The organism is Kocuria coralli (genome assembly GCF_008831305.1).
Classification (GTDB): Bacteria; Actinomycetota; Actinomycetes; order Actinomycetales; family Micrococcaceae; genus Kocuria; species Kocuria coralli.
Map to the genome: position 1 here is coordinate 1 of NZ_ML708627.1, position 26,863 is coordinate 26,863.

Consider the following 26,863-nt stretch of genomic DNA (forward strand, 5'->3'; position numbering starts at 1 on the left):
TTCAGGAACTAACGACACGCGACACTAGGAATGATCTTTCCCAGGACCAAAGTCCATATTCGGCGGCATCTCCAGGCCCCATTCCGGTTGGCTCTCGCTACGGTTGATGCACTGGCCGGGCGCACGGGACCTGAACGGCGCGAAGGTCGTCGTCATCGGAGCGGGAACCATCGGCCTGCTGTCCGCGATCGCGGCACGAGGCACCTCAGGCAAAGTGGTCATCGACCCCAGAAGATGACGCGGGCGCCTCGCCCCGGGTGAGGCCACGGTCGTCCAGGCCGAGCCAGGTGCCGATGCCGAGGCGGGTCAGGAAGACGTCGTCGTGGCTGACCACGAGAAGACCTCCGCGGTAGTCGGACAGGGCGGCCACGAGTTCGTCCATGCTGTGCAGATCGAGGTTGTTGGTCGGCTCGTCCAGCACGATCAGCTGATGCGGTGGGTCGGCCAGCAGCACTGTGGCCAGGGCGACCCGGAACCGTTCGCCACCGGACAGGTCCCCGACCGGGCGGTGGATGAGATCGCCACGGAACAGGAATCGCGCGAGTCCTGCCCGCAGCTCCCCGTCCGGTGTCGAAGGCGCGGCCCGTCGCACGGTGTCGAGGATCGTGGCCTCGTCGTCCAGGTGGTCGAGGCGCTGCGGGAGATAGCCGATACGGTCCGTGTACGCCAGGGCCTCCACCCCGTGGTTCCGGGGTTCGGTGGAATCCGCAGGTGCTGGGGGAACGAGGGCCTCGAGCAGCCGGGTCTTGCCGATGCCGTTGCGACCGGTCAGAGCGATGCGTTCCGGCCCCTGGAACGTGAACGCCCGACCGCGGCCGTCACGCAGTTCCGCCAATCGGCGCCCTGCCGGAACCCGCGGATCCGGCAGGGCGATGGTGATGGTGGGGTCGCGGCGGAGGCGTTTCTCCCGCTCGGCGACGGCCTCCTGTGCGGCGTCGACCTTGTGATCGAGTTGCCCGCGCAGCTTTCCGGCAGAGACCTGGGCCTCCTGCTTGCGGTTGTTCATGATCATCTTCGGCTTGCGCTTGTTCTCGAAGTCCGTGCGGGCGTATCGCTGACGGCGGGCCAGCTTGGTCTGCGCCTCCACGCGCTGCCGCCGCTCGGTCCGCAGCTGCTGCTCGGCCGTGTGCAGCGCCTGCTCGGCCGCCGCCTGTTCGACGGCGAGATGCTCCTGGAACGCGCCGTAGTTGCCGCCGAAGACGGCGAGCGAACCGTACCGCAGCTCCGCGGTGTCGTCCATGAGATCGAGTAGCGCGACATCGTGGCTGACGACGACGAGCGCACCCCTCCAGGAGGTGATCGCCTCGTACAGGAGCTGGCGGGCATGGCGATCGAGGTTGTTCGTCGGCTCGTCCAGCAGGACGACCTCATCGCCCGACAGCTGCAATCCCGCGAGCGCAGCGAGGATCGTCTCTCCCCCGGACAGCGTTCCCGCCGGACGTTCCAGGCCGATGTCCGGCAACCCGATCCTGTCCAGGGCAGCCAGGGTACGGGCTTCCACGTCCCAGTCGTCGCCCAGGGTGTCGAAATGGCGTGGATCGGCGTCGCCGGCCTCTATGGCGTGCAGCGCAGCAACGGTCCTGTCCACCCCGAGCAGCTCGACGACCGTCGCGCCGGTTCGCAGGGTGAGGTGCTGAGGCAGGTAACCGACCCGGCCCGTGACCGTCACGGTTCCCGAGACCGGCGTGAGGTCGCCTGCGATCAGACGCAGCAATGTGCTCTTGCCCGATCCGTTCGAGCCGATCAGCCCGGTACGGCCTGCGTTGAAGGCGGCCGTGAGGTCACGGATCGCCGTGCTGCCGTCCGGCCAGGTGAAGGAGAGGTCCGCCAGCGTGACAGCCGGCTTCTGCGGGAAAGACATGAGGCTCCTGGGGTATCAGCGGTCGCGCTGACAACGGAGCCCGCGATGGGGCGATCGACGACGTCAGCGCGTGGGGAACGCGGCCATACGGTCGTGGATCAGCATGATGACGTGTCCTTACTCAGAGCATCAGGTCGATATCAGGGTACCAAGGGCGCCCAGCCGGCCTCCAGCGTCCCAGGAGCCGCCCGGAGTCACGCGGCCGGACGGCTCAGGATCCGCAGGCCGGTGACGAGACCCTCGGCCAGCCACCGCTCGTAGTCGGCAGGGGTCCAACCGCAGCGGCGGACGAGCCGGTCCGCGTTCTCCGGCGAAGTGAGCGTCCAGACGAGGTCGACGGCTCGTTCCACCGTGACACCGTCGCCGAGTCCGAACCGGTTCGCGATGTGCTCCACCACGCCGGTGTTGCCGATCCGTCGCTCGCGGTCGATCGTCTCCAGGAAAGCACGCAGTTCGGCGTCCTGCCCCGCTCCCTCGGCGAGGACCATCCAGATCAGAGGCCCGGTGCGTTCGATGAAGGTTCGCGCCGCCGCTGCGTACGCGCGCAGCGTGGCGGAACGGTCGGGCTGCGCCGTCACCCGGATGATCTCGGGCCTCTCTCGCATGGGGATCGGTTCGTCGTCACCGGCCAGAAGCACGTCGTACAGCGCCTTGAGCACCTCGGCCTTGCCGCCGAAGGCGTTGTAGATCGTCTGCGGGCTGACCTGCGCGGCGCGCGCGAGGGCAGCGACCGTCGTGCTGTGGTAGCCGGTGTCGAGGAACTGCTCGCGGGCCGCCTCCAGGATCTGTCCGCGGGTCCGGCGAGCGGCCTCGGCACGGCGGGTGTTGTCGTAGCGACGAGGGGTTGACATCGTCCTCCTTTGGATGGAATCTTATTCCACTGGAATTTCATTCCATCGAAATTCTATCAACTCGGGGAGTTGTCATGACCACGACCACCGCAACCACGAACCTCAGCCGCAGCGCGAACGCCGCCCTACCGGCCGCGCATGCCGTCTTCGAGGCGATCAACTCGAAGGATCTCAGCTGTCTGACGGAGGCCGTGACCTCCGATTTCGTCGACCACGGCTCTCCGTTCCCGCTGCCTCCCGGCCCTGAGGGCTACCGGCAGATCCTCACCTACGTGACGCAAGTGCTGTCGATCCGTTACGAGCTCAAGGACCAGATCGTGACCGGGGACAGGATCGTCTTCCGGGCCGTGGCGTATGGCACCTCGGTCGCGGCCGTCCAGGGCGAGGAGTTCGCCGGGCGCCCCTACTCGATGGACACGATCCACATCTACCGCACCGAGGGCGACCGGCTGGCAGAGCACTGGGGCGTCAGGAACGAGCTGGGCGTGCTCCAGCAGATCGGCGCGCTGCCGATGCCGGTACAGCCGGAGTGACACCGGCCCGCAATCGCCTTCATCGAAACCTGGCCGTTACCGGGACGGCAATCCCGTTGCACGCCCCGGCGCGCTCAGCACCAGCTCCGCCGTGGCCTCGTCGGTCACCAGGTGCGATACGAACCCGGCCTCCAGCGCGGTGTGGAGGGCCCTGACCTTGCTGCGCCCGGCGGCCACGCAGATCCGCCGTTCTTTGACCTGCAGTTCCTCGAGCGAGAGGGCGATGGTCCGTTCGGCCAGGCTGGGAAGGCACTCGCGACCCGCATCGTCGTAGAAGCGGGAGAAGATGTCCCCGGCCGCGTGCTTCAGCAGGAACTCGCGGTCCGAGGCCAGCAGATGCTCCGAGCCGAACAGGGTGGAATCGGGCGAGGTGCCGCCGACCGTGAAGATCGCGGTGCCGGCCTGCCGTCCCAGCTCCAGGACGGCCTGGACATGGGACTCCGCCTCGACGGCCCGGCGGGTCTCGGCGTGCTCGAAGAGCACGGGCACCACGAGAGCCCGTGGATAGGCGTCGAACGCCTCGCAGAAATAGGTCATCGTCTCGTACTCGAGCGTCCGTCGGGAGTGAAGGGGGATCCCGCCCTTGAGTTCCACGATCTGGACGCCCCTGCGCGCCGTCGGGACGAGCTGCTGCGCCACGGCATACAGCGTCCTGCCCCAGGAGAGGCCTATGAGATCGCCGTCGTGGACGTTCTCCTCGATGAGCCGCGCCGCCAGCCTTCCGATGGCCTCCGTCAGCAGGTCGCCCTGGGCGGGCCCGGTGGCCAGGCGCACCTCGTCGAGTCCGAACCGCTCCCGCAGGCGGTCCGCCAGCTCGGACGCGGACTCACGCGGATCCCGGATCCGGATCTCGACGTAGCCCCGATCCTTGGCCAGCTGGATCAGCTTCGACACGGTCGGGCGCGAGACTCCCAGCGCGCGGGAGACCTCGTCCTGGGAGCAGCCGAGCCCGTAGTACAGCTTCGCGGCATCCAGGGCCTGGGCCTCCCGGGGTTCCATGGCGATGATCCGCTTCCTGTCTGCTGTGGGAACTGACGCGGCAGCAACTCTACGGCAGCCGTGTTCCGGACCGGTGCGTTCAGCGGGAGGCAACCTCCGAGGACACCATTGACCGGCTCTTCACCCGGTCCTATGATTCACAAATGTTCTCGACTCCGGGAACAAGTGTCACCAGCGGCGGTGGCGGTCCTCGCTCCGCGGCTGTCCGCGAGGTTGCGAAAGGGATGCCATGAACCGGAACGAGGTCGCTGCTCTGATCGACCACACGCTGCTCAAGCCCACGTCGACCGCTGAGGACGTGAGAGCTCTGGTGGCGGAGGCCGCCGAACTCGGTGTCTACTCGGTCTGCGTCTCGCCGAGCCTCCTGCCCGTCGAGACCCCTGAGGGCCTCCACGTTGCCACCGTGTGCGGTTTCCCGTCCGGGGCGCATCACCCCGAGATCAAGGCGGCCGAAGCAGCGGATTCGGTCGGCAGGGGCGCCGACGAGGTCGACATGGTGATCAACCTGGCCAATGCCGTGACCGGGGACTTCGACGCCGTCCAGGCCGAGATCCGCGCGGTCCGCGAAGCATGCCCCTCCCCCGTCGTGCTCAAGGTGATCATCGAGTCCGCGGCGCTCACCGACGACCAGATCGTGGGCTGCTCCCGCGCCGCCGAAGCCGCAGGCGCGGACTTCGTGAAGACCTCCACGGGTTTCCATCCCGCCGGCGGGGCGAGCACCCACGCCGTCGAGCTGATGGCCCGCACCGTCGGCGGCCGGCTGGGGGTCAAGGCCTCCGGCGGCATCCGCGACGCCGAGACGGCACGTGCGATGCTGGAGGCCGGAGCCACCCGCCTCGGCCTGTCCTCCTCCGCGGCGATCCTCGCCGGGCTGGAAGCGTGAGCCCCATGACCGACGCGATCGAGAGAGCCCAGGCCTGGATCGAGCACGATCCGGATCCCGCGACCCGCTCCGAGCTGACCGCGCTGACCCGCGCCGCAGAACAGGGCGACCCCTCGGCGCTCACCGAACTGGAGTCGCGCTTCAGCGGTCCCCTGACCTTCGGCACCGCGGGCCTTCGCGGTGCGGTGGGTGCGGGCGAATCCCGGATGAACGTCGCCGTCGTGACGCGGGCGACCGCCGGCCTGGCCCGGTACCTGCTCGACACCCTGGGCCCGGGTGCCCGCGTGGTGCTGGGCTGCGACGCCCGGCACGGTTCGAGCCCGTTCATGGACGCCGCGGCGGGGGTCCTGGCCGCGAGCGGTGCCACCGTGCTGACCCTGCCGAAACAGCTCCCCACCCCCATGACCGCCTACGCCGTGCGGGCCCTCGACGCCGATGCGGGGATCATGATCACGGCCTCCCACAACCCGCCGGCCGACAACGGCTACAAGGTCTACCTCGGGGGCCGTGCCGCCGACGAGGACGGGCGGGGCGTGCAGATCGTGCCACCGGCCGATGCGGAGATCGCGGCGCGCATCGCCGCATCGCCGCCCGCCGACCAGGTGCCGCTCTCGGCCGAGGGGATCGAGCCGGCAGGCGATGAGGTCGTGCAGGGCTATATCGCCCGCGCGGCCTCGCGCCGCCCGTCCACCGAGCCGTCCGGCACCCGCGTCGTCCTCACCCCCATGCACGGCGTGGGCGGCGAGATCGCGCAGCAGGTCCTGCACCGGGCGGGCTTCGCCGACGTGCATGTCGTCGCTGCGCAGGCGCAGCCCGACCCGGACTTCCCCACGGTCTCGTTCCCGAATCCGGAGGAACCGGGCGCCATCGACCTCGCGCTGGACCTCGCCCGCGAGGTCTCGGCCGACGTGGTCATCGCCCTGGACCCCGACGCCGACCGCTGCTCGGTGGCGATTCCCCTGCACGACGGGTCGTGGCGCCAGCTGACCGGCGACGAGATCGGGGCGGTCCTCGGCGAGCAGGCGGCGACGGACGACACGCGCGAAGGGGACACCCTCGCGTGCTCGATCGTCTCCAGCAGGCTGCTCGGGCGCATCGCCGAAGCCCACGGCCTGAAGCACGCGGCCACCCTGACCGGTTTCAAGTGGATCGCCCGGACCCCGGGCATCCGCTTCGGCTACGAGGAGGCGATCGGCTACTGCACCGACCCGGCCGCGGTCCACGACAAGGACGGCATCGGGGCCATGGTCCGCGCGGCGACGCTCGTGGACGACCTCGCCCAGGAGGGTCGCACCGTCGAGGACCTCCTCGACGACCTGGCGCGTGCTCACGGCCTGCACGCCACCGGCCCGCTGAGCTTCCGGGTACCGGACCTCTCGATGATCTCCGACGGCATGGCACGCCTTCGTGCCCGGGGCATCGCTCAGCTGGCCGGATCGCCGGTCGTGGAGGCGAGGGACCTGGCCGAGGGAAGCGACGAGCTGCCGCCGACCGACGGTCTCCTCTACCTCACCGAGGCGGGCGACCGCGTGATCGTGCGCCCCTCGGGCACCGAGCCCAAGCTCAAGTGCTATCTCGAGGTCGTCCTCCCCTGCGAGGGCGACGAGGTACCGCGGGCCGCGGCCGCCGAGCGCCTCGAGTCCATCCGGGCCGACGTCACCGCCGCCCTCGGCTTCTGAGGCGCCTGCACTGAACCGCCGGCACTGATCCATCTGCGCTGAACCGCCTGCGCTGAACCACCCGGTCGTCCGGCCGGGTGCCTCCTCGATCCCGCTTTACCCGCTGTACCTATCTTCAAGCACCCACATCTTCGAACGACGGAGTCCTGAGATGACGACCACCAGCACACCCCATATCGACCCGCACGGCGTGGAGATCGCGGAGACCATCCTGCTTCCCGGCGATCCCCTGCGCGCGAAGTTCATCGCCGAGACCTACCTCGACGGCGTCCAGTGCTTCAACGAGGTCCGCAACATGCTCGGCTTCACCGGCACCTACCGGGGCAAGCAGGTCTCGGTCATGGGCACCGGCATGGGGATCCCCTCGATCTCGCTCTACACCTACGAGCTGATCCACTTCTTTGGCGTGAAGAACCTGGTTCGGGTCGGCAGCTGCGGGGCGATGCAGGAGGGCATGGACCTCTACGACGTCGTGATCGCCCAGGGCGCCTCGACCGACTCCAACTACCTCCACCAGTTCGGCGTCCCGGGAACGTTCGCGCCGCTGTCCTCCTACCGCCTCCTCGAGCAGGCCAAGCGGGCCGCCGACGAACGCGGGCAGCGCACCCATGTGGGCAACGTGCTCTCCTCCGACGTGTTCTACAACGCCGACCCCGATGCCATGGAGCCGTGGCGCAAGCTCGGCGTGCTCGCCGTCGAGATGGAGTCGGCGGGACTGTTCGTCAACGCGGCCGCCGCCGGCGTCGACGCCCTCGGGATCTTCACGGTCAGCGACAACCTGCTCACCCACGCCCAGACGACGCCGCAGGAACGGCAGACGGCGTTCAAGGACATGATCGAGATCGCATTGGAGCTGGCATGAGCAGCGGGAGCAAAAGCGGGAACAAGGTCGTCACGGAGGCGATGGCCAGGCGGGCGGTGCCCATCCTGCTCGCCGTGTTCGTCTTCTCCCTGGTGATCGACAACGGGTTCAAGTACGTCAGCCAGCCGATCTCGGAGTCGCTGGGGATCACGCTCAACGAGGCGGGGCTGCAGGCTACGATCCCCGGCATCCTGATCGGCATCGGCGCGGTCGTCTACTCGGCGATGGCCGACGCGATCAGCATCCGTAAGCTCATCATCTTCGCGATCCTGCTGATCTGCGCGGGCTCCGTGGTCGGATTCGCCTTCCAGGGGCATCTGGCCGCTGGTGCTCACCGGCCGTATCGTGCAGACAGCGGGGCTCGCGGCGGCCGAGACGCTGTACGTCATCTGGGTGACCAAGCACTTCAAGGGCGACGCGCAGAAGACCTACCTCGGCTTCAGCGCCGCGGCGTTCCAGCTGTCGCTCCTGCTCGGCGTGGTGGGCGGCGGCTTCATCGCCACGTACGTCGCCTGGCCGGTGCTGTTCCTCGTGGCGCTGCTGCCCCTGCTGGCGCTTCCGGTCGTGTTCAAGACCGTGCCCGACGAGGACACCCGGTCCTCGAACCTGGATGTCTTCGGCCTGTTCCTGATCGCCGTGGCGGCCGGCGGGATCATCATGTTCCTGCAGGCCTTCCAGTGGCTCTACCTCGTCGCGGCGATCGCCGCGGTCGTACTGTTCGCCTGGCACATCTCGCGCAATCCCAACGCGCTGATCACCCCGGCCTTCTTCGCCAACAAGCGGTACACGCTCGTCATCCTCATCGTGTTCGTCATGTACTCGGTGCAGCTGGGCTACGTGGTCACCTTCCCGGTGCTGATGAACGGCCTGCACGGCATGGCCGAGGCGCAGTCCTCCCTGCTGCTCGTGGCCGGTTACATCAGCGCGGTGCTCGTCGGCGTCTTCAGCGGGCAGATCGCGAAGGTGCTCAGCTCGCACCAGGCCCTGCTGCTCGCCCTGGCGCTGATCACGGGGGCGCTGCTGCTGCCCGCGTTCTTCGTGGACGCACCGAGCATCCTCTACGTCCTGTCCATGGTGATGTTCCCCTCCGGCTTCGCCCTCATGTACGCGCCGCTGGTCAGCACGGCCGTACGGGGCATCCCGGCGGAGAAGGCCGGCGTGGCGATCGGGTTCTACAACCTCACCATCAACATGGCCGTCCCGATCGGCATCGCCTACACGTTCAGGCTGCTCTCGCTCGACCTGGGCTTCATGGCGCCGTTCGCCTCCGAGGCCGGCACCCCGTTCGCCTCGGTCCTCATGATCCTCGCGCTCGTGGCCGTCCTGGCGGTGCTGATGTACCTGGCGTTCGCGAAGACCCTGCACCGGGAAGACGCCCCCGGGACCGACCTCACCACCCGCTGACGGCGGTTGCCGGGGCCGGGGGCGGCCCCGGCAACCCCATCGGCGTGGCGTCACATCGACGCAATACTCGTCGTCTAGCTTGACTTTCATGTCTCATACCTCTGATGCGACGGGGCGGGATCTCTCCCGCCCCGTCGAACCCTCGACGCTCTACGCGGATCATCTCCAGGCGGCCACGGAGTCCGCTCTCACGACCGCCCGGCATCCCGGTTCCGCCTTCGCCGGTGCCGGCGAGGACCTGCTCGCGCGGCTCGAGGCACATATCGACGGCGTCCGGGAGGAGCTCGTCGAGCTCATGCTCGACCTCGCCGAGCACCCCGAGACGGCCTTCGAGGAGTACCGCTCCAGCAAGGCCATCGTGGACGTCCTCGCCCGCCACGGCATCGAGGCGCAGCTCGGCGCCCACGGCGTGGAGACGGCGATCCGCGCAGAGCTCGCACCGCGCAGCGGCGCCGGTGCGGACGGCCCCACCCTCGCCGTGCTCTCGGAGTACGACGCGCTGCCGGGGATCGGGCACGGATGCGGGCACAACGTCATCGCCGTGATGGGGCTGGGCGCCTTCCTGGGGCTCGCGAAGCTCGCAGAGGAGGACTCCTCGGCAGTGCCCGGGCGCATCGTCTACCTCGGCACCCCGGCCGAGGAGGGGCACAGCGGCAAGGAGGTGATGGCCCGTCACCGAGCCTTCGACGGGCTCGACGCCGCCGTCATGGCCCACGGCTACGGCTACGACCTGGCCGACCAGCTGTGGCTGGGCCGCCGTACGCTGACCGTCGACTTCCACGGCCGGACGGCCCACGCCTCCGCGCAGCCGTTCATGGGCCGCAACGCCCTGGACGCGGCCTCCCTCATGTACCAGGGCATCGGGCTGCTGCGCCAGCAGATCCCACCCACGGACCGCATCCATGCAATCCTGACCTCCGGGGGCGACCGCGCCAGCATCATCCCCGATCTGGCACGGCTCGAGATGTACGTCCGTTCGCCAGCCCCGGCCACCCTCCGGGACCTCTCCAGCCGGATCGAGGACATCGCTCGCGGGGCGGCCCTCATGACCGGCTGCGGAGTGACCGTCAGCTGGGACAACCACCCGCCGTCGCTGCCGGTGCGGACTAACGAGGCCCTTACCGGCCGATGGGTGCAGGCCCAGCGCAGGCGGGGACGCGATCCCCTGCCGCGCGGCGTGGTCTCGGAGACCATCGCGGCCTCCACCGACTTCGGCAACGTGAGCTACCGCCTGCCCGGCCTGCACCCTCTCATCAAGGTCAGCGACGCCGAGGTGGCCCTGCACACCCGCGAGTTCGCACAGGCCGCGGTCTCCGACCGGGCGAAGTCCGCAGCGGCAGACGGCGCCTACGGACTGGCGGCCACGCTGCTCGACGTCCTGCACGACCCCGAACTGGCCGACGCGGTCTCGGCGGAGTTCGAGGCGGCCGGCGGTGCGATCGACGTGGAACGCTACTTCAGCTGACCGCCCTCGCCGCGCCTTCCCTCCTCCACCTCGATCACCCCCGATCAACCCCGCGCACCGTTTCCACCACGGTCGCCCGCACCAGGCCCATAGCCGGATGGAGCACCCATGAACACCCCGTCTCCGGAGAACACGCTTCAGCCGACCCGCATGGACAGGCTCCTGAGCGGCGTCGAACGCGTGGGCAACAAACTGCCCGAACCGTTCATGCTGTTCCTCCTGCTGTTCCTCGTCACGGGCATCGTCTCCACGGCGATGGAATGGGGCGGGGTCATCGTCGAGGTCCCCGGCTCCAGCGAGCCCACCGTCATCAAGGGGCTGTTCACGGCCGAAGGGCTCACCTGGCTGACCACCAGCCTGGGTGAGAACTACATCGGCTTCCCGCCCCTGATGACCGTCATGCCCATCCTGCTCGCGATCGGCATCGCCCAGCATTCGGGCATGCTCTCCGCCGCGGTGCGCAAGCTGTTCGGCTCCTCCCCCGCCCGGCTGCTCCCCTACGTGGTGGGCTTCGTGGGCGTGGTCGCCTCCGTCATGGCGGACTCCGCCTTCGTGGTGATCCCGCCGCTGGCCGCGCTCGTGTTCAAGGCCGCGGGCCGCCACCCCGTCGCGGGGCTCCTGGGAGGCTTCGCCGCCGCAGGCGCCGGCTATTCCACGAATATCTTCCCCACCAGCCTCGACGCGCTCTTCGCCGGGATCACCAACTCCGTCATGGAGTCCCTGCCCGGTATCGAGGCGACCCCGGTGAACCCCGTGTCCAACTGGTGGTTCAACATCGTGTCCTCCATCGTGCTGGGCTTCGTGGCCGGTTTCATCATCGACAAGGTCATCGAGCCGCGGATGGTGCGTCAGGGCGTTCCCGTGGACGAGGTCTTCGACGAGTCCGGCCAGGCGGGCGGCGACGGCACCGACGCAGAGCACATGCGCGCCAAGCTGACCCCCGCGGAGAACAAGGGTCTGCTGGTCGCCGTCGTCAGCGCGGCACTGCTGACCGCCGTCGTGCTGGTGGCGACCCTGGTGCCGACCTCCCCGTGGCGGAACGAGGAGGGTGGTTTCCTCCCCGCCTCACCGCTGCTCCAATCCATCGTCTTCCTGGTCTTCGCCTACTTCGTGGTCGTGGGCGTCGCCTACGGCTGGGTGGTGGGCACGCTGCGCTCGACCAAGGACATGGTGCGGATGATGAGCGACGCGCTCAAGGAGATGCTGCCCTTTATCGTGCTGGCGTTCATCCTCGGGCAGTTCATCGCCCTCTTCAACTGGTCCGGCATCGGCTCGTGGATCGCCGTGACCGGAGCGGGAGCTCTCCAGGGTCTCGGGCTGACCGGCTTCCCGGCGCTGGTCGGCTTCATCCTCCTGGCCAGCTTCCTGAACCTGTTCATCATCTCCGGCTCGGGGATGTGGACCATCATGGCCGCGGTCTTCGTGCCCATGTTCGCGATCCTGGGCTACGAGCCCGCAGCGACGCAGGCCGCCTTCCGGGTCGGCGACTCGGCCACCCAGGTCATCACCCCCATGAACCCGTACATGGTGGTCCTGCTCGGCCTGCTCAGGAAATACGAGCCGGAAGCGGGTCTGGGCTCCCTGATCGCGCGCATGCTGCCGTTCGTCATCCCGTTCTGGATCGTGTGGACGGTCATCCTGGCCGTGTTCTACTTCCTGGATCTGCCGCTGGGACCGGGCACCGACTTCTTCCTGGGCTGACGCGGGACGGCCGGGGCGATAGCCAGAACCTCCGGGCCCGGAAAGGGCCCGGAGGTTCTGCCCGGCCTCCCGGGCCCTGCGCCCTGGTGCCCGGGACACCCGGCGGAGAATCCTGATGGGCACCGGCTCGTCGCCTCCCGATGAGCCCGACCCAGGAGGCTCAGATGTCCACCCAGCACCTCGAATCAACGTTCCCCGCAGGCACCACGGACCCCTCGCGCGCCGCCCGCCGCAGACCACGGACCTGGGCCTGGAGCGGCGTCGCCGCCGGCGTGCTCGGCATGGCCACCATCCAGGCCAGCATGCTCTCGTCCGTGAACTGGGACCTGACCGCAGGCGACGCCGAGGCCATGCTCGCCGACGCGTCCGGCAAACAACCCGCCTACCTCGCCTTCCACCTGCTCGCGGTGCTGACCCTCCTGGCCCTGGTGGTCTTCGGCGCCGGGCTCAAACGGCGTCTCGACGACCGGGGGCCGGAAGGATCCCTGCACGGGCAGATCGCCCTGGGCGGGCTCGTCCTCACCGCCGTGGCCCTCATGCTCGGCAGCGGTCTCGACACCCAGTTCGGCCTCGGGCTCTCGGACCCCTCCGCCTACGTCCCGGAGTCCGCGGCGTTCTATACGGACTGGGTGGCCACGATCCCCTGGGTGTGGGTGGGTTCCGGGCTCTCGGCCATGGCCGTCGCCCACGCCGCCCTGAGGCACCGCGCGGTGCCCCGCTCGCTCGGGATGGTCTCGCTGGTCTTCGGGCTGCTGATCCTGCTCACGGGCGCATCGCCGCTGCAGTACCTGGCCGGCTTCATCGGCCCCGTGTGGGTCCTCATCGTCGCCCTCGGATTCGCGCTCGGCGACCGCCGGTGAGCACCCTCGCGCAGCTGCGCCGGTGTATCCCGCGGCCCCTCCCCCAGGAGGCGCCACGGGATATACCGCTGCCTCCTCCCGCGCTGTACGGTTTGTCCATGACGACCCCGTCTGCCCGGTATCCCGGTCGTCCGCGGACCGCGGTCGCCGTGCTGGTCGTGGCGGCCCTGCCGGCCCTGGGCGGAGCAGTCCTCCAGCTGGCCAGTCGTCTGCCGCTGACCCCCGATGTGCTGTTCCTGGTCGTCGATGTGCTCGTCGGGCTGATCTACGGCTGCGTCGCGTCGGTGATCCTGTGGCGCCGCAGCCATCCCGTGGCATGGCTGATCGCCCTGGCGGGGATCGGGGGCGGGCTGGCGGCGCTCGGCGGCGGCTGGGCCTCGTTCGCGATGACCCATCCGGTCCCGGCCGGTGCGATCGGGATCGGCCTCTTCGGCTCCGCCTGGGTCCCCGGGACCCTGTCGCTGTTCCTGGTGGTCCCCTGGCTCATCCGGGAGTCGCCCCTCACGCCTCTGGCCTGGGCGGGCCTCGCCGCGGGGGTCGTCGTCACCCTGGCGCTCACGGTCCAGCGGGTGGTCTTCCCGATGGCCGACAACGGGATGCTCCTGCTCGCCGTCGTCCTGGTGGGCCTGGTCACCGCGGCCGGCGTCGTGCGGCGTCGCCGCTACGGCCCCGTCGGGGAGCGGCCCGGCCTGGGACTGCTCGCGGCGGGCACCACCCTCATGGCCCTGTCGTTCCTGCCGCTCGTCCTGGTGCCCTACACCTCGGCCGGCCTCGTGCTCCTCGTGCCCGTCTCGCACCTGGCGTGCCAGGCGCTGTTCCCCGGGGCCCTGCTGGTCACGGTGCTGCGCAACCGCCTGTGGGGCATCGACCTCGCCGTGAGCCGCGCCGTCCTGGCCGGCCTGCTCACCCTCGGCATGGCCGCGGTCTACGCGGCCCTCGTCTGGGCGGCGTCGTGGATGGTCGGCAGCTCGGTGGTCGCGCAGGTGATCGCCGCCGTGGGAGTCGTGCTCGCCGTGCAGCCCATCAGGTCGTGGCTCGAGAAGCGCGTCCGCCGTCTCGTCTGGGGCGAGGCGTCCTCCCCCGGCCGCGCCGCGCTGCGCATCGGGGCCTCCCTCTCCACCGTGCACGACGCGCGGGCTCTGGACCAGCTCGCGGCGGCGGTGGGGGACGCCCTGCGGCTCGAGTCGGTCACCCTGTCCCTGATCGACGACCGCAACACGGCCGGCCGGTGGGGCACGGCCACGAGCCCGCCGCTCGAGCTGGCCGTCCACGAGCACGACGACGGCGCACAGACCGTGGCCGGGATGCTCGCCGTGACCCCCAGGCCCGGCGAGCTCCTGGACCGGCGTACCCGGGAGTCCCTGGACCGGCTGCAGCCGATCCTGGCCGCGGGCCTCGGCCTGGTCCGCGCGAGCCGGCAGGTGGCGCGGGCCCGCGACGCCGCGACCAGCGCGCGCCTGGCGGAGCGACGCCTCATCCGCAGGGAGCTGCACGACGGCATGGGCCCGTGGCTGTCCGGTCTGCAGCTCGGCCTGCAGGGAGCACGGAACGTCATGCACGCCGATCCCGACGCCGCGGACGCCGTACTGGTCGCCCTCCAGGAGGAGGCCGCCCAGCGGGTGCAGGACGTGCGTCTGCTCTCGCGCAGCCTGCTCCCCCCGACTCTGGAGGAACAGGGGCTGGGCGTGGCCGTGAGGGAGCTGGCGGCCCGTCATGCCGAAGCGGGTTTCGTCCTCGAGCTGGAAGGCCTTCTCCTGGAGGACCCGGAACTCCTGCGCGCCCTGGACCCCCGGGTGGCCGCCGTCGCCTACGCCGTGCTCTCGGAGTCGGCGCTCAACGCCGCCCGGCATTCGGGGGCCGATCGCTGCCTCCTGGAGGTCACCCACGACCAGGGGACCGGCCTGCTCGGCGACTCCGAGGCACTCGTCGTCACCTGCAGCGATTCGGGCACCGGCCGCGCCGTCGAGGCCCGGGACGGCGTCGGGACCGCCTCGATGAGGGAGCGCGTGCAGGAGCTGGGCGGGACGTTCGAGATCGCACCGGCGCTTGAAGGCTCCGGGGTGCTGGTGCGCGCCCGGCTCCCGCTCCAGCCGATGGCGGTGCTCCCATGAACGAGCGGGACGGCGCGGCGGGGATCCGGGTGACGCTGGTGGACGACCACCCCGTCTTCCGGATCGGCATGACGGCGCTGCTGAACTCCCTGAGCGGCATCGAGGTGGTCGGCCAGGCGGACAGCGCCTCGGCCGCACGCGAGCTCTTCGCGGGGGCCCACGGGACCGACGTCGTGCTCATGGACCTGGACCTCGGGGACGGTTCCGGCATCGATCTCACGCGCGAGGTGCTGCGGGCGCATCCGGAGGTGCGCATCCTGGTGGTCTCCATGCACGAGGACGACGATTCGGTGGCCGCCGCCGTACGCGCCGGCGCCCGAGGGTTCCTGGTGAAGTCGGCCCCTCCCGACGCCGTGGAGCGGGGCCTCCGCGCGGTGGCAGCCGGGGAGATGATCCTGTCCCCGGCGGTCGCCGAACGAGCCATGGCCTACGTCGTCGGTGGTGGGCAGGCCGCACGGGTGCCTTTCCCGCAGCTCACTCCACGCGAGCGCGAGGTGCTCGACCTCGTGGCCCGAGGCCTGGACAACGCCGCGATCGCCCGGCGCCTGTCGCTCAGTGTCAAGACGGTCCGCAACGCAGTCGCCACCGTCCTGGCCAAGCTGTCCCTGAGAGACCGCTCGGCGGCCATCGTCCGGGCCCGCTCCGAAGGGCTCGGCGGTACGGAGTGAGCTTCAGGAGCCCGCAACGACGCCGAGACGGCAGTCCGGTCGCCCATCGGCGGTGATGGGCGACCGGACTGCCGTCTCGGCGGATCTTCAGGTGAGGATCACGAGTTCCCGGGTGGCGCGGGTCATCGCCACGTAACGATCCACCGTGGCCTCGGTCCCGTCGCTGCTCCAGCCGGTGCAGGTCCGCCCGGCGGTGCCCCACTCGCTGCCGTCCCGGCCCGGCTCCACGAGTACCACCAGATCGAACTCGAGGCCCTTCGCCTCGGCCGCCTCCAGCGCTTGCACCCGGCCGGCGCTCTCGAGGCCCGGATCCCCGATCACGCACGCGGTTCCTTCGGCATGCGCGGCGAGCCACGCCGCGATGATCGCGTCCCGTTCGGCCACCCGCCCGCGACGTACCGGGACCCCGCTGCTGCGGATGGACCGGGGGACGTTCGCATCCGGCAGCACCGTGCGGATCACCGGGGCGGCCTCCGCCATGATCTCGGCCGGTGTCCGGTAGTTGATCGTGAGCGACGCCCGGCGCACGTACCGCATGCCGCTCTCGCCGAGCCGGTCCTCCCACGACTGCGCGAAGCCGTGCCGCGCCTGCGCCCGGTCCCCGACGATCGTGAAGCTGCCCGACGGGTTCCTGCGCAGCAGCATGTGCCACTGCGCATCGGTGAGCTCCTGGGCCTCGTCCACGACGATATGGACGAACGGACCGCCGAGCGATCCGGGTCGGTGCACCTCTGCCGCGGTCGAAGCCGCCAGCGCGCCCCGCAGGTCCTGCCCCCGCAGCATGGACATCACCCTCATCTCGGAGTCGTCCGTCCCGATGAGATCGGTGATGACCTCCCCCATGCGCACGCGGTCGGAGGCCTCCTCGGCCCGGTCGCGGCTGCGACGGGCCGCCGCCCCCGGGTCGCCCGCCCGCAGATGCGCCGCGTCCAGCAGCGGCAGGTCCTCCGGCGTCCAGGGGCTGTCACCGGGGCGCTGCAGCGCGTGGACCTCGTCCGCCGTGAGCCAGGGGGCGTGCTGCTGCAGCAGCTCCGGGGACGTCCATAGGCCTCGGACCAGCGCTGCGGGGTCCAGCAGGGGCCAGGCCCGGTCGAAGGCGGCCTGCAGCTCGCTGTTCTCGATCAGCCCCAGCCTCATCGCCTCGGACTCGTCCCCTTCTCGGTCGTCCTCGAGGTCATAGGCATCGAACTCCGCCTCGTCGTCGAATCCTCTCTGGGGGCTTGCTCCGGCGCCGCCCGCGTCGCCCCAGCCCTCCCCCGCCCACGGATCCTGGTCCCATCGGACCTCGCCCCAGGCAGCCGCATCGCCCTCTCGGTCGATGGTCCGCGCCCGAAGCCGGTCGGTCAGGACGGCCAGGAGCGCCTCCCCGATCTCCTCGCGGGCCTCGTTGTGCGTGGAGTCCGTGGCCGCCGCGCCGAACGCCTCCTCCCAGTGGGCCGGCGTGAGCAGGACATCGCCCCAGGCCGTCTCGATGGTCACGGGGCGGCGTGGGATGCGCTCCCGGGAGCGCACCACGGCCTCGACCACCCCCGGCATCCGCCCGTCGCCTTTGAGCCGGGCGACTCGCCGATCCGCTTCCACGGAGGTCTCCGCGCCTTCGGGCACCAGGTCGGCCAGCGTGCAGGTGCGGACGCCCTCCTCTCCCAGGCCCGGCAGGATGTCGGCCACATAGGCCGTATAGGCGCGGGACGGGCCCACGAACAGGATGCCGCCGTGCCCGCTCCGGAACCTGGGCTCGGCATACAGCAGGTAGGCGGCGCGGTGCAGGGCGACGACGGTCTTGCCCGTCCCCGGTCCGCCGTCCACCACCAGTGCTCCCCGGGGATCGGCGCGGATGATCGCGTCCTGGTCGGCCTGGATCGTGCCGAGCACGTCCCGCATGGTCGTCGAGCGGCTCGCGCCGAGGCTGGCGATGAACGCGGACTGCTCATCGAGCGCTGCCGTGCTCGTCATGGCCGCGTCCGTGAAGGCCTCGTCCCAGTAGTCGGTGATGCGCCGGTCCGTCCAGCGGTAGCGACGGCGTCCGCGCAGTCCCATCGGATGGGCGCGGGTGGCGGCGAAGAACGGCTCGGCCGCCGGGGCGCGCCAGTCCACCAGCAGCCGGGCGCCGTCGTCGTCGGTGAGGGAGAGACGCCCGATGTACAAGGTCCCCCGCTCCCCCTCCACGCGTCCGAGGCACAGGTCGAGGCCGTAGCGCAGCAGCAGTCTCTGCCGCTCGGTGAGCCGGTGGATCTCCAGGTCGCGGTCGAAGGCCGCCTGCCCGCCTCGGGTCGGGGTCCGGCGGAGCTCGCCGAGCCGCGCTCCGAGATCGGCGAGCTGCCGTTCGAGGCTGGCCTCGATCCTGGTGAAGTGGCGGATGTCGGCCGCGATCAGGATCGGATCGGCTTTCGCCGGGTGATCGTCGAGGGTGAACGGGTACAGGTCGAACTCAGGCATCGGAAGCCCCCCGGTCGTGGATGAAAGCGCCTCATGCTGCCTCACGACCCGGGGCTTGCGGCAAGAGGGGCCCGCCCGGATATCCTGAAGATGCAACGGGATACGGGGCGGGCTGAGGCGGGCGGAATGGGGTCCGCGCAGGCTCGGAGCGGCCCTCACGACGACGGGATTCGTCAGGGGCTTTCGGGGCGAAGGGGGCGTACTCTGAGGCCGATGCCCAAGAACGATCTCCCGCCGCGTCATGTGCGACGCGGGCCCAGTTCCGTGGACCCCGACCGGATCCACGCGCTCCCGCCCGAGAAGTCGGCCTACCGCACGTGGTTCTCGTCCCTGAACCCCTCGCTCCAGCTGGTTCTCCTCCAGCTGTGGATGCCGATGTTCATGGCGGTCATGTTCATCCTCTGCTACGTGGGCGCCTTCCAGAACACGGCACCGCGAGAGGTTCCCGTCGGGGTGGTGGGCGGGACGAGCGTCGTCGAGAGCTACCAGGCGACGGCGGACGAGGCCGCTCCCGGAGCCTGGTCGTTCGTCGCCCTCGCGGACGAGGGCTCCGCCCGCCAGCAGGTGCGCTCAGGCGATATCGCGGCCGCGTACGACGTCGAGAGCAACTCGCTGATCGTGGCCTCCGCGCACCAGGCACAGGCCGCCAACCTCCTGCCGCTCTATCTCAACCCGCTCCTCAGCCCGGACGAGCCGCCGCAGCGCGAGGACATCGCCCCGCTGCCCACGGGAGACGTCGGCATGACTCCCATGTACCTGATGCTGGCATGGTGCATCTCCGGGTATCTGGCGGCCATGTTCATCGGGCTCATGGGCGGTCACCTGGCGCGCCGGGTCCGGTTCGCCGTCATCCTCGCCGTGAGCTTCGTACTGTCCTTCATCACCTCGTTTCTCGTCTCGCCGGTGCTGGGCGCCATCGACGGTCACTTCTGGCAGCTGTGAGGCCTGGGGTGGGCATGGGCTGTCGCCATCGGCCTGGCCGTGAACGGGTTGAGCTACTTCTGCGGGCGGTTCATCGCGGCTCCCGCCATGACGGTCTTCATCTTCTTGTCCATCCCCGCCTCCGGTGCGGCGTTCCCCGAGTGGTTCATGCCGGAGCCCTTCCGCTGGCTCAACAACCTGGTGGTCGGTTCCGGCATCACGGAGATGCTCAAGCGCCTCGTGTACGACGTCGGCCCCGGCTACGCCCGAGGGTGGATGATGCTGGGGTGCTACGCGGTGATCGGGCTCCTGCTGACCCTGGTCGGCAAGCCGTACTGGGAACGGCAGCGGGTGCGGCGCATGCTCCGGGGCAAGACCACGATGATGCAGGACGCCCAGAGGGCGAGCGGCCGCCAGCACGAGAAGGACCGCGAGACCATCCTGGGCGATTTCGGCCTCGAGGCCACGACCAGCGGGATCATCATGCAGCGGAACCCGGCGGTGCCGGCCTCCGAGACCCCGCCCTCGGGCTCCCCCGCGAGGGGCCAGCTCGACACGACCAGCATGTGGGCCCTCGGAGGGCCGCTGGAACAGGATCTCGGCGAGACGCAGGAGCCCCCGGAGCGTCGCTGATCTCAGGCCCGCAGGATGGATTCCATCTTCTTGCCCCTGGCCAGCTCGTCCACGAGCTTGTCCAGGTAGCGGATCTTCTGCATGAGCGGGTCCTCGATCTCCTCGACCCGGTGACCGCAGATCACGCCCTTGATCAGGTGCGCATTCGGGTTCATGGCGGGTGCCTGCGCGAAGAACGTCCGCAGGTCCGTCTCCTCCGCGATGACGCGCCGCAGCCCGTCCTCGTCGTAACCGGTCAGCCAGGTGATGACCTTCTGCAGCTCCTCCTCGGTGCGCCCCTTCCGCTCGACCTTCGTCACGTAGAGCGGATAGATGCTGGCGAAACTCATGCCGAAGATGCGGTGCTCAGCCATGGGAACTCCCTCGTCGATGCGCGTCCGGGTCCGGCGGGCACGGGCCGTGTCCCTGCCCCGGGCGTTCGTGCCCGGCGGGTCGAGGGTACGTCATCCCCGCGGGTGCGGGTACCGGCCAGCGCGTAGGGTTGACCGCGTGAAAAAGACTCCCCCATCGGACGGCGGCTCCGCACGTCCGCACGGACGTTCAGGCCCCTCCTGGGAGGCCGTGATCCGCAACGGCACGCTGGCCGTGGTGCTGCTGTTCATGGTCTGGCTCGTCTTCAACGTGCACCTGCCCTCGCCGGCCGAACTCGAGAGGGAGATCGACGGCTTCGGATGGGGCGCCTGGCTGGTCTTCATCGGGATCTACGCGGTGGTCGCCCTGACCCCGATCCCCGTCACGGTCATGGCCGTCAGCGGGGGGCTTCTCTTCGGCGCCGCACTGGGCAGTCTCCTGTCCGTGATCGGCGTGCTGCTGGGCTGCTGGGGCGGCTATTGGCTGGCCCGGGCCCTGGGCACCGATCTGGTCAGGCGCGTCCTGGGCTCGCACGCGGACACGGTCGAGTCCTATCTCGCCGGTGCCGGATTCGAGGCGGTGGTGGTCCTGCGCCTCATGCCGGGAATCCCCTACTGGCCGGTGAACTACGGCAGCGGCGCCTTCGGCATCGATCACCGGGCCTACCTGGCCGCCAGCGTGCTCTCCGTGATCCCGGGGCAGATCTCGCTCGTGGCCCTGGGCGCCTTCGTGGCCAACGCCACCTGGTACAACGGCCTCACGGTCGGGCTGGCCTGGGCCACGGTCATCGTGCTCACCATCCTGGCCTCCCGCCGCTGGCGTACGGCGGCTCGCGAGAACAAGAACTCCCAGGACCCCGAGCCCACCTGACGCCCAGAGCCAGGACATCCGTAAGACCCGCGTAAGATTCCGGCAACCGGGATGCCGGGGCCGATCGGCAGAGGGCTTGCTACTACCGTTGGGACATGGACCCGCGCAGAAATCCACGCCGTTTGCCCATAGCCGTCCTGATGATGACCGGGCTGGTGCTCAGCGCCTGTTCCGGCGCCGACGACGAATCACCGGCCACTTCCACGCCCTCCCCCTCAGGATCGGCAACCGCCAGTGCGTCGGAGACACCGAGCGGGACGACCACCCCCTCGGCGACCGAAACCGAAACCGATGCTCCCCCGCCGGAGTTCGCGACCGTCGACGAAGCGGATCGTCCCTTCGCCGTCGAGGAGGTGGGCGCGTACGACTCGCCATGGGCGCTGGAGTTCCTGCCGGGCACGGAGCAGCTGCTGATCACCACGATCACCGGGGAGATGATCCTGCGAGATCTCGACGGCGGCCGTGAAGTCGACGTCGAGGGCCTCCCGGACCCCGTGGTGGCGGGGCAGGGAGGCCTGGGCGACATCGTCGTGGGCCCCGACTTCGAGGACGATCGGACCGTCTACCTCAGCTGGGTGGAGGCCGGTGAGGGCGGGACCGGTGCCGTGATCGGGCGCGCGACCCTGGAGGAGTCGGGTGATCAGGCCTCCCTGCAGAACCTCGAGGTGATCTGGGAGCAGCAGCCCAAGGCCTCCGGTGACGGCCACTTCTCCCATCGTCTGGCGTTCAGCCCCGACGGCGAGTATCTCTTCGTGAGCTCCGGGGACCGGCAGGAGATGACCCCGGCACAGGACCTCGGCAGCGGCCTGGGCAAGATCATGCGCCTGACCCCCGACGGGCAGCCCGCACCGGACAACCCGTTCGCCGACGAAGGCGGGGTGAGCGCCGAGATCTGGAGCTACGGGCACCGCAATCCGCTAGGCCTGGCCTTCGCCCCCGACGGCACCCTCTGGGCATCGGAGATGGGGCCTCAGGGCGGCGACGAGCTGAACCGGATCGAGGAGGGCGGCAACTACGGCTGGCCCGAGGCCTCCAACGGGTCGCACTACGAGGGCGAGGAGATCCCCGACCACACCGACGACGACGGCTTCAACAGCCCCGAGGCCTGGTGGACCCCCAGCGTCTCGCCGGCAGGCCTGATGATCTACGACGGCGAGATGTTCCCCGACTACTCCGGCGATGCCCTCATCGGCGCGCTCTCCGGCCAGGCCCTGGTGCACGTCGACCTGGACGGGGACCAGGCCGTTGCCGGAGAAATCTACCCCATGGGCAACCGCATCCGGGACGTGGCCCAGGCCCCTGACGGCAGCATCTGGGTCCTCGAGGACGCCGGCGGCGCCAACCTCCTGCGCCTGACACCGGCCTCCGACTGAACGTCCTGAACGCCGTACGACGGCGGCTGCCCTACAGCCCGTCGATGTCGTCCCGGGCGAAGCCGTCCTGCGAGCGCACCACGTTGGCCGCGAGCGGGATCTGGTGCGAGGCGCTCTCCAGGATGTGCATCAGGTACCCCGCGGTATTGGGCAACGCGATGCAGTCGCCGACGGCCACGCCCTGCGGGAACACGATGCGTCGGCGCAGGATCAGCTCGGCCTCGATGCAATAGGCGCCCACCAGGAAGGCACCTCGAGGGGCGTTCCAATGATCCCCCGTCCCTCGTCCGTGGCCGTGCGCCCCGGTCCGGACCAGGATCGGGTCCACGAGGAAGTCCGCGGAGGTGGAGCGGCACTGGGTGCGGTTCATCTCCAGGCCCACGATCGGGATGCCGTCACTGGTGTGCTTGCGAAAGGCCACGCGTGAGAGGGTCAGCCCGCATCCGTCGAGCATCGAACGCCCCGGTTCGCAGTGCAGCGCCAGATCGCGGTCGCGAAGGGCCCGGGCCGCCGTCGACCCTGGAGCCACCTCGCCCGCGAGCACCTGCTCCAGCCACGCGCCCCGGACGGGCTCCTGGTGGTAGGGGTAGAGATCGCGCGCTCCCGCCAGCCGGGCGCCGTCGCGTCCTTCCTCGCGTCTCAGCCCCAGCCCGTCGCCGCGCCAGGTGAGCGCCTCGCCGTCGCCCAGCACGGCGGCCTCGTGCCGGTCCCAGAACGTCTCCCACGCGCCGGCGTCGTCGATGTAGGACATGGGCATTCCCCCGCCCATGTCGATGAACGAGGGTTCATGACCGCGAAGGCGCACTTGGTCCACGAGCTCGATGGCCTGGCCCAGTGCCGCCGTCCGGTCCCCCGGCTCGTAGCCGTGAAGGTGGAAGTGCACGCCGTCGAGACGCTGGCCGGCGCCCTCGAACGGATGGGCGTCCAGGAAGTCGAGCCAGGTCCGCATGCCCTCTCCGAAGCGGGTGGGGGCGAGGCCGCGCCCCGCTTCGGGTGCCAGCCGCAGTGCCACGGATGACGGGTGCGGCAGCTGCGAACTGATGCTCTGCGCCGCCAGCGCCTCATCGAGGTTGTCCAGCACCACTGGCACCCCTCGCGCCATCGCCGTACGCAGCAGGCGGCCGGGTTTGACCGCGGCCGTCAGGACGATATCGGCGGGCGGCACGCCACGATCGAGGACTTGGAGGAGCTCTCGCTCGCTGCCGACGTCGATACCGTGCCCCAGGCGACGGGTCTCGTCGACCAGTCCCAACGTCTTGTTGGCCTTGCGTGCGACGAACACGCGCACCGCCACTCCCTGCCGCCTCCCGGCCTCGACCACCTCGGCGGCGTTGCCGCGCAAGGGGCCGAAATCGTGGACATTGACGGGGCTGCCGTGCTCGCGCAGGAGATCCGCGCACGCTGCCGGGTCGCCCAGGAGCCTCCGCATCCACGGTTCGAGCCTGGCGGGAAGAGCCGGATCCCCGTGGGCCGCCTGACGCAGGCCGTGCGGACTCACAGGAGACCGCCGTCGCGGTTCACGGCCACCGGAGGGACGTGCGCGGCCCGGGGCTCCGTGGCGTCGCCGGCAGCCGCGGCGGCCCGCTCGGTGCGGTCCGCACCGAGGATCTGCTGCGCCACCCGGTCAGCCCATCGCTGGGGGGTGTCGTGCAGGGCGCGGTTGAGGGTGTCATGACCGATCACGTAGTCCTCGGTGGGCCTGCCCAGCACCGACAGCCCGGGTACGTGAGCGCCGGTGCCGTCCACGGCCTGCCCGCAGGCCGTGATCCGGGCACCGCGTCGCCCGGGGGCGAGACTGAGCGTGCCCGTGCTCAGCAAGCGGTCGTAGATCGGCACACCGGCGGGCGCGATCCCGGCTGGTGCCATCACGGCGTCCACCACCACGTCCGGCTCCCGCGCGTCCCGGGGCACCCCGGTGAGGCCACCGGTGTCCACCTGGACACCGCCGTGAATCCAGTCGGCATCCACGATGCCGGCATCGATCAGGGCCAGCAGCTTGGCCGCGTTGACCGGTGGTGGGCCGAAGGCGAGCCGCTCCATGGCCACCGCCACCGTCCTGAAGTCGGCCCACTCCTGCGCGGTGAACTCCCGATGGCTCAATCTGTCGACGATGGCCGGGTAGAGCTGGGCCCAGGCCCGGCCGAGCGCCCAGGCAGCGCCGGGCGCCTCTCTCCCCTCCGCCACTGCGAGGCTGTACCGCAGCACCCGAACGGCCCGGTCCAGCCGTTCGGAGCCGGGGTCGGCGCCGTGGCGCAGGGTATAGGAGACCTCCCACTGCGGGTCCGACACCGTGGCGGCCTCGCAGCGTCCGAGCATCTCGGCTGCGGCGGCCTCCACCTCCCGGATCACCGCGCCGGCGTCCTCCGCCCGGCGGACCCGGGCGGCCGTGCTCTCCAGTAGCTCGTCCAGTCCGTCGACGACGACGCTCGCCCCCGTCTTCGCATCCAGGAACAGCCCATCGCGGGTGATCGGCGCGATGGCACGGGGCTCGTGGCCGCTGGCCAGATAGACCATCCGGCCGTCGTCGCCGGTGCTGAACATGCCGCCGCGCCCCTGGGTCAGGGCCAGGCACGCGTCGATGAAGGTCAGGGCCCCGCCGCGCACCGCCACCGTGGAACCGACCGGAACGTTGTCTTCGGTGAGCCACTGCCGCACGGGAAAGACCTGGGGGACCAGGGGCACGGGCGCGGACCATCCGTTGCGCAGGGCGTCAGGGTGCTCGCCGCGGTGACCGGTGCTCAGCAGCACCTCGTGGTACGGCCCGTATTCCGTACCGGCGTCGGTCTCGGCCATCCAGCCGCCTGATGTGGATGCCGTGGCCACGGACACCACCCGGGAGGGAACCCGGGTCACGCTGACGGTCCGCGGCGCCGCGCCCAGGACCCGTTCCCAGGCGTACTGCAGATACCGGCCGACCTCGGCCCGGGGAGGGAACGAGTCGTCTCCCAGGTGCGGGGCGTGCTGCGCGGTCCAGTCTCCGAAGCCGTCCACGTAACGGTCCGGGGCATGCGGTTCGTGGACGTCCACGATCCTGGAGGTCACGTTGAGTCGGAGGTACTCCGGCTGGTCCGGGGCATACGCCGCTCCGGCGCCGAAATGCGGATTGTCGTCGAAGAGGTCCACAGCGATCTCCGGCAGATCGTCCGCCCGCCGCCGCAGGCGGCGCACCAGGGATTCCAGGGCGAACAGGGCCTTGGGCCCGCATCCGACCACGGCGATGCGATAGCCGCCTCCCGACTCTCCCGCCTCTCCCGAAGAGTCCAAGGAGTCTTCCGAGGAGTCTGGAGAGTCCTGGGCGGTCGGCTCTAGCCGGTTCTCAGTCACGGGTGGCCTCCAGGAGCTCTCGCATGTCGTCTTCCAGGTGCCGGGGCTCCACGCCGAGGGTCGCCCGGACCCAGTCGTCGTCGTAGACCGTGTCGAGGTAGGGCGTCCCGCCGTCGTGGACCAGCATGGCCACCCTCCTCAGCTCCGGTCGTTCTCGCAGGAGCCCGGCCAGGGCATGGACCACTCCTCCGGTCGACGCGCCGGCCAGGATGCCCTCGGAACGCGCCAGCCAGCGGGCCCCCGCAACGCACTGGCGTTCGGTCACCCGCACCACGTCATCGGGTGTCACGTTACGGGACAATTCGGTCACCATGCCCGCCCCCATCCCCGGAAGACCCCTGGGGCCGGGCCTGCCTCCGAAGAGCGCGCTGCCCACCGCGTCGACGGCGATCACCCGGGTATCCATCGCGTGATCGGCGATATAGGCGGCGCAGCCGCCAATGGTCCCCGTCGTGCTGCAGGCCGCGACGACGGCATCGAGGCGATGACCGGCGGCCTCCGCGATCTCGCGCATGGTGCCGTCGCGGTGAGCGGCCGGGTTGGCCGGATTGCCGTACTGGTAGAGGTTCACGGCTCCGGGAAGCTCCTCGAGCAGCCGCTCCACCCGCAGCAACCGCGCCGTCAGGAGATCTCCGGTCTCCGGATCGGGCTCCGCGACCATCTCGATCCGGCCGCCCAGGGCCTTGATCGCGGCCACGGTCGCCTTGTTGGCGCGGACATCCACCACGCACACGAAGTCGAGACCCCGCACGGTGCAACCACGCGCCAGAGCCAGGCCCAGGTTGCCCGAGCTGGACTCCACCACGGTCCCGCCGGGCCTGAGCTCTCCGCTGGCCAACGCAGCATCGAGCATCGCGCCCGCCGGTCGGTCCTTCGTGCTCCCGCCGGGGTTCATGGACTCGATCTTCGCCAGCACCTCGGCCCGGGGGAAGAGTCGGGAGAGCCGCACCAGAGGAGTCGCCCCCACCGCAGCCGATACGTCATCCAGGATGATCCCGCCGCTATCGTTCATCGGTCCAGCTTAACCGCATTCATCAGCAGGCTGTTTAACGGACTTCCAGTAGGATTCTCCGCCGGG

At 70.2% G+C, this 26,863-nt stretch carries 22 protein-coding genes; 14 read left to right on the forward strand and 8 right to left on the reverse strand.

Annotated elements, in window-relative coordinates:
• Positions 1 to 205: 205 nt before the first annotated feature.
• Entirely contained in the window at positions 206 to 1,861 is a 1,656-nt protein-coding gene (locus FCK90_RS13100; protein ID WP_158034758.1) for an ABC-F family ATP-binding cassette domain-containing protein, read from the reverse strand.
• 194 nt (positions 1,862 to 2,055) lie between these two features.
• Positions 2,056 to 2,712 (reverse strand): TetR/AcrR family transcriptional regulator, encoded by a 657-nt coding sequence (locus tag FCK90_RS13105; RefSeq protein WP_158034759.1) that lies wholly within the window; start codon positions 2,710 to 2,712, stop codon positions 2,056 to 2,058.
• Between the two features lie 74 nt (positions 2,713 to 2,786).
• Here FCK90_RS13105 and FCK90_RS13110 point away from each other — a divergent pair, with 74 nt between their 5' ends.
• Positions 2,787 to 3,245, forward strand: a complete 459-nt coding sequence (locus FCK90_RS13110; RefSeq protein ID WP_158034760.1) for an ester cyclase — start codon at positions 2,787 to 2,789, stop codon at positions 3,243 to 3,245.
• Positions 3,246 to 3,281: 36 nt separating this feature from the next.
• Here the strand turns inward: FCK90_RS13110 and FCK90_RS13115 are convergent, their stop codons facing one another.
• Positions 3,282 to 4,244: a sugar-binding transcriptional regulator gene (locus FCK90_RS13115; RefSeq protein ID WP_158034761.1), complete on the reverse strand. Its 963-nt coding sequence runs from the start codon at positions 4,242 to 4,244 to the stop codon at positions 3,282 to 3,284.
• Positions 4,245 to 4,473: 229 nt separating this feature from the next.
• Between FCK90_RS13115 and deoC the strand changes: the two genes are divergently transcribed.
• The 9 genes from deoC (at position 4,474) to FCK90_RS13160 (ending at position 15,877) form a co-directional block, all read left to right on the forward strand.
• Positions 4,474 to 5,127 (forward strand): deoxyribose-phosphate aldolase, encoded by a 654-nt coding sequence (deoC, locus tag FCK90_RS13120; protein ID WP_158034762.1) that lies wholly within the window; start codon positions 4,474 to 4,476, stop codon positions 5,125 to 5,127.
• 5 nt (positions 5,128 to 5,132) lie between these two features.
• Positions 5,133 to 6,806: a phospho-sugar mutase gene (locus tag FCK90_RS13125; RefSeq protein WP_158034763.1), complete on the forward strand. Its 1,674-nt coding sequence runs from the start codon at positions 5,133 to 5,135 to the stop codon at positions 6,804 to 6,806.
• A gap of 151 nt (positions 6,807 to 6,957) precedes the next feature.
• Positions 6,958 to 7,668: a purine-nucleoside phosphorylase gene (gene deoD / locus FCK90_RS13130; RefSeq protein ID WP_158034764.1), complete on the forward strand. Its 711-nt coding sequence runs from the start codon at positions 6,958 to 6,960 to the stop codon at positions 7,666 to 7,668.
• A 327-nt stretch (positions 7,669 to 7,995) separates the two neighbouring features.
• Complete coding sequence (locus tag FCK90_RS13135; protein WP_220433341.1) at positions 7,996 to 9,072, forward strand: MFS transporter; 1,077 nt, start codon at positions 7,996 to 7,998, stop codon at positions 9,070 to 9,072.
• A gap of 88 nt (positions 9,073 to 9,160) precedes the next feature.
• Positions 9,161 to 10,537 carry a M20 family metallopeptidase gene (locus tag FCK90_RS13140; protein ID WP_158034765.1) on the forward strand — a complete coding sequence of 459 codons (1,377 nt, stop codon included), beginning with the start codon at positions 9,161 to 9,163 and terminating at the stop codon, positions 10,535 to 10,537.
• A gap of 108 nt (positions 10,538 to 10,645) precedes the next feature.
• Positions 10,646 to 12,238 carry an AbgT family transporter gene (locus FCK90_RS13145; protein ID WP_158034766.1) on the forward strand — a complete coding sequence of 531 codons (1,593 nt, stop codon included), beginning with the start codon at positions 10,646 to 10,648 and terminating at the stop codon, positions 12,236 to 12,238.
• 164 nt (positions 12,239 to 12,402) lie between these two features.
• Positions 12,403 to 13,098 (forward strand): hypothetical protein, encoded by a 696-nt coding sequence (locus tag FCK90_RS13150; RefSeq protein ID WP_158034767.1) that lies wholly within the window; start codon positions 12,403 to 12,405, stop codon positions 13,096 to 13,098.
• A gap of 98 nt (positions 13,099 to 13,196) precedes the next feature.
• Positions 13,197 to 15,209, forward strand: a complete 2,013-nt coding sequence (locus FCK90_RS13155; protein ID WP_158034768.1) for a sensor histidine kinase — start codon at positions 13,197 to 13,199, stop codon at positions 15,207 to 15,209.
• On the forward strand, positions 15,206 to 15,877 hold the full coding sequence (locus FCK90_RS13160; RefSeq protein WP_158034769.1) for a response regulator: 672 nt from the start codon (positions 15,206 to 15,208) through the stop codon (positions 15,875 to 15,877). The genes FCK90_RS13155 and FCK90_RS13160 overlap by 4 nt, the downstream gene beginning before the upstream one ends.
• 87 nt (positions 15,878 to 15,964) lie before the next feature.
• Here FCK90_RS13160 and FCK90_RS13165 read toward each other — a convergent pair whose 3' ends face one another.
• Complete coding sequence (locus FCK90_RS13165) at positions 15,965 to 18,313, reverse strand: HelD family protein (RefSeq protein ID WP_158034770.1); 2,349 nt, start codon at positions 18,311 to 18,313, stop codon at positions 15,965 to 15,967.
• A 213-nt stretch (positions 18,314 to 18,526) separates the two neighbouring features.
• On the opposite strand from FCK90_RS13165, the gene FCK90_RS13170 reads away from it, so the two are divergent.
• Positions 18,527 to 19,255, forward strand: coding sequence for a hypothetical protein (locus FCK90_RS13170; protein WP_158034771.1), 729 nt, complete (start codon positions 18,527 to 18,529; stop codon positions 19,253 to 19,255).
• A 39-nt stretch (positions 19,256 to 19,294) separates the two neighbouring features.
• Entirely contained in the window at positions 19,295 to 19,867 is a 573-nt protein-coding gene (locus FCK90_RS13175) for an ABC transporter permease (protein ID WP_158034772.1), read from the forward strand.
• A gap of 2 nt (positions 19,868 to 19,869) precedes the next feature.
• Here FCK90_RS13175 and FCK90_RS13180 read toward each other — a convergent pair whose 3' ends face one another.
• Complete coding sequence (locus FCK90_RS13180; RefSeq protein WP_158034773.1) at positions 19,870 to 20,220, reverse strand: DUF2200 domain-containing protein; 351 nt, start codon at positions 20,218 to 20,220, stop codon at positions 19,870 to 19,872.
• Positions 20,221 to 20,356: 136 nt separating this feature from the next.
• Here FCK90_RS13180 and FCK90_RS13185 point away from each other — a divergent pair, with 136 nt between their 5' ends.
• Together FCK90_RS13185 and FCK90_RS13190 are read left to right on the forward strand one after the other, a co-directional pair.
• Positions 20,357 to 21,088, forward strand: a complete 732-nt coding sequence (locus FCK90_RS13185; protein ID WP_246180364.1) for a TVP38/TMEM64 family protein — start codon at positions 20,357 to 20,359, stop codon at positions 21,086 to 21,088.
• 95 nt (positions 21,089 to 21,183) lie between these two features.
• A complete protein-coding gene (locus FCK90_RS13190) occupies positions 21,184 to 22,461 on the forward strand; it encodes a PQQ-dependent sugar dehydrogenase (RefSeq protein ID WP_246180366.1) in 1,278 nt (425 codons plus the stop codon).
• A 31-nt stretch (positions 22,462 to 22,492) separates the two neighbouring features.
• Here the strand turns inward: FCK90_RS13190 and FCK90_RS13195 are convergent, their stop codons facing one another.
• The 3 genes from FCK90_RS13195 to FCK90_RS13205 are packed head-to-tail and all read right to left on the reverse strand — an operon-like array spanning position 22,493 to position 26,797.
• Positions 22,493 to 23,959: a type III PLP-dependent enzyme domain-containing protein gene (locus FCK90_RS13195; RefSeq protein ID WP_246180367.1), complete on the reverse strand. Its 1,467-nt coding sequence runs from the start codon at positions 23,957 to 23,959 to the stop codon at positions 22,493 to 22,495.
• A complete protein-coding gene (locus FCK90_RS13200) occupies positions 23,956 to 25,785 on the reverse strand; it encodes an FAD/NAD(P)-binding protein (RefSeq protein WP_158034774.1) in 1,830 nt (609 codons plus the stop codon). Before FCK90_RS13200 ends, FCK90_RS13195 begins: the two co-directional genes overlap by 4 nt.
• Positions 25,778 to 26,797, reverse strand: coding sequence for a pyridoxal-phosphate dependent enzyme (locus FCK90_RS13205; RefSeq protein ID WP_158034775.1), 1,020 nt, complete (start codon positions 26,795 to 26,797; stop codon positions 25,778 to 25,780). The genes FCK90_RS13200 and FCK90_RS13205 overlap by 8 nt, the downstream gene beginning before the upstream one ends.
• Positions 26,798 to 26,863: the final 66 nt, after the last annotated feature.

Coding starts and splice junctions, on each gene's coding strand:
- deoD (WP_158034764.1), top strand. CDS start 6,958: ATGACGACCACCAGCACACCCCATATCGACCCGCACGGCGTGGAGATC.
- FCK90_RS13160 (WP_158034769.1), top strand. CDS start 15,206: ATGAACGAGCGGGACGGCGCGGCGGGGATCCGGGTGACGCTGGTGGAC.
- FCK90_RS13205 (WP_158034775.1), bottom strand. CDS start 26,797: ATGAACGATAGCGGCGGGATCATCCTGGATGACGTATCGGCTGCGGTG.
- FCK90_RS13190 (WP_246180366.1), top strand. CDS start 21,184: ATGGACCCGCGCAGAAATCCACGCCGTTTGCCCATAGCCGTCCTGATG.
- FCK90_RS13170 (WP_158034771.1), top strand. CDS start 18,527: ATGCCCAAGAACGATCTCCCGCCGCGTCATGTGCGACGCGGGCCCAGT.
- FCK90_RS13100 (WP_158034758.1), bottom strand. CDS start 1,861: ATGTCTTTCCCGCAGAAGCCGGCTGTCACGCTGGCGGACCTCTCCTTC.
- deoC (WP_158034762.1), top strand. CDS start 4,474: ATGAACCGGAACGAGGTCGCTGCTCTGATCGACCACACGCTGCTCAAG.
- FCK90_RS13180 (WP_158034773.1), bottom strand. CDS start 20,220: ATGGCTGAGCACCGCATCTTCGGCATGAGTTTCGCCAGCATCTATCCG.
- FCK90_RS13105 (WP_158034759.1), bottom strand. CDS start 2,712: ATGTCAACCCCTCGTCGCTACGACAACACCCGCCGTGCCGAGGCCGCT.
- FCK90_RS13155 (WP_158034768.1), top strand. CDS start 13,197: ATGACGACCCCGTCTGCCCGGTATCCCGGTCGTCCGCGGACCGCGGTC.
- FCK90_RS13165 (WP_158034770.1), bottom strand. CDS start 18,313: ATGCCTGAGTTCGACCTGTACCCGTTCACCCTCGACGATCACCCGGCG.
- FCK90_RS13150 (WP_158034767.1), top strand. CDS start 12,403: ATGTCCACCCAGCACCTCGAATCAACGTTCCCCGCAGGCACCACGGAC.
- FCK90_RS13140 (WP_158034765.1), top strand. CDS start 9,161: ATGTCTCATACCTCTGATGCGACGGGGCGGGATCTCTCCCGCCCCGTC.
- FCK90_RS13110 (WP_158034760.1), top strand. CDS start 2,787: ATGACCACGACCACCGCAACCACGAACCTCAGCCGCAGCGCGAACGCC.
- FCK90_RS13145 (WP_158034766.1), top strand. CDS start 10,646: ATGAACACCCCGTCTCCGGAGAACACGCTTCAGCCGACCCGCATGGAC.
- FCK90_RS13125 (WP_158034763.1), top strand. CDS start 5,133: ATGACCGACGCGATCGAGAGAGCCCAGGCCTGGATCGAGCACGATCCG.
- FCK90_RS13115 (WP_158034761.1), bottom strand. CDS start 4,244: ATGGAACCCCGGGAGGCCCAGGCCCTGGATGCCGCGAAGCTGTACTAC.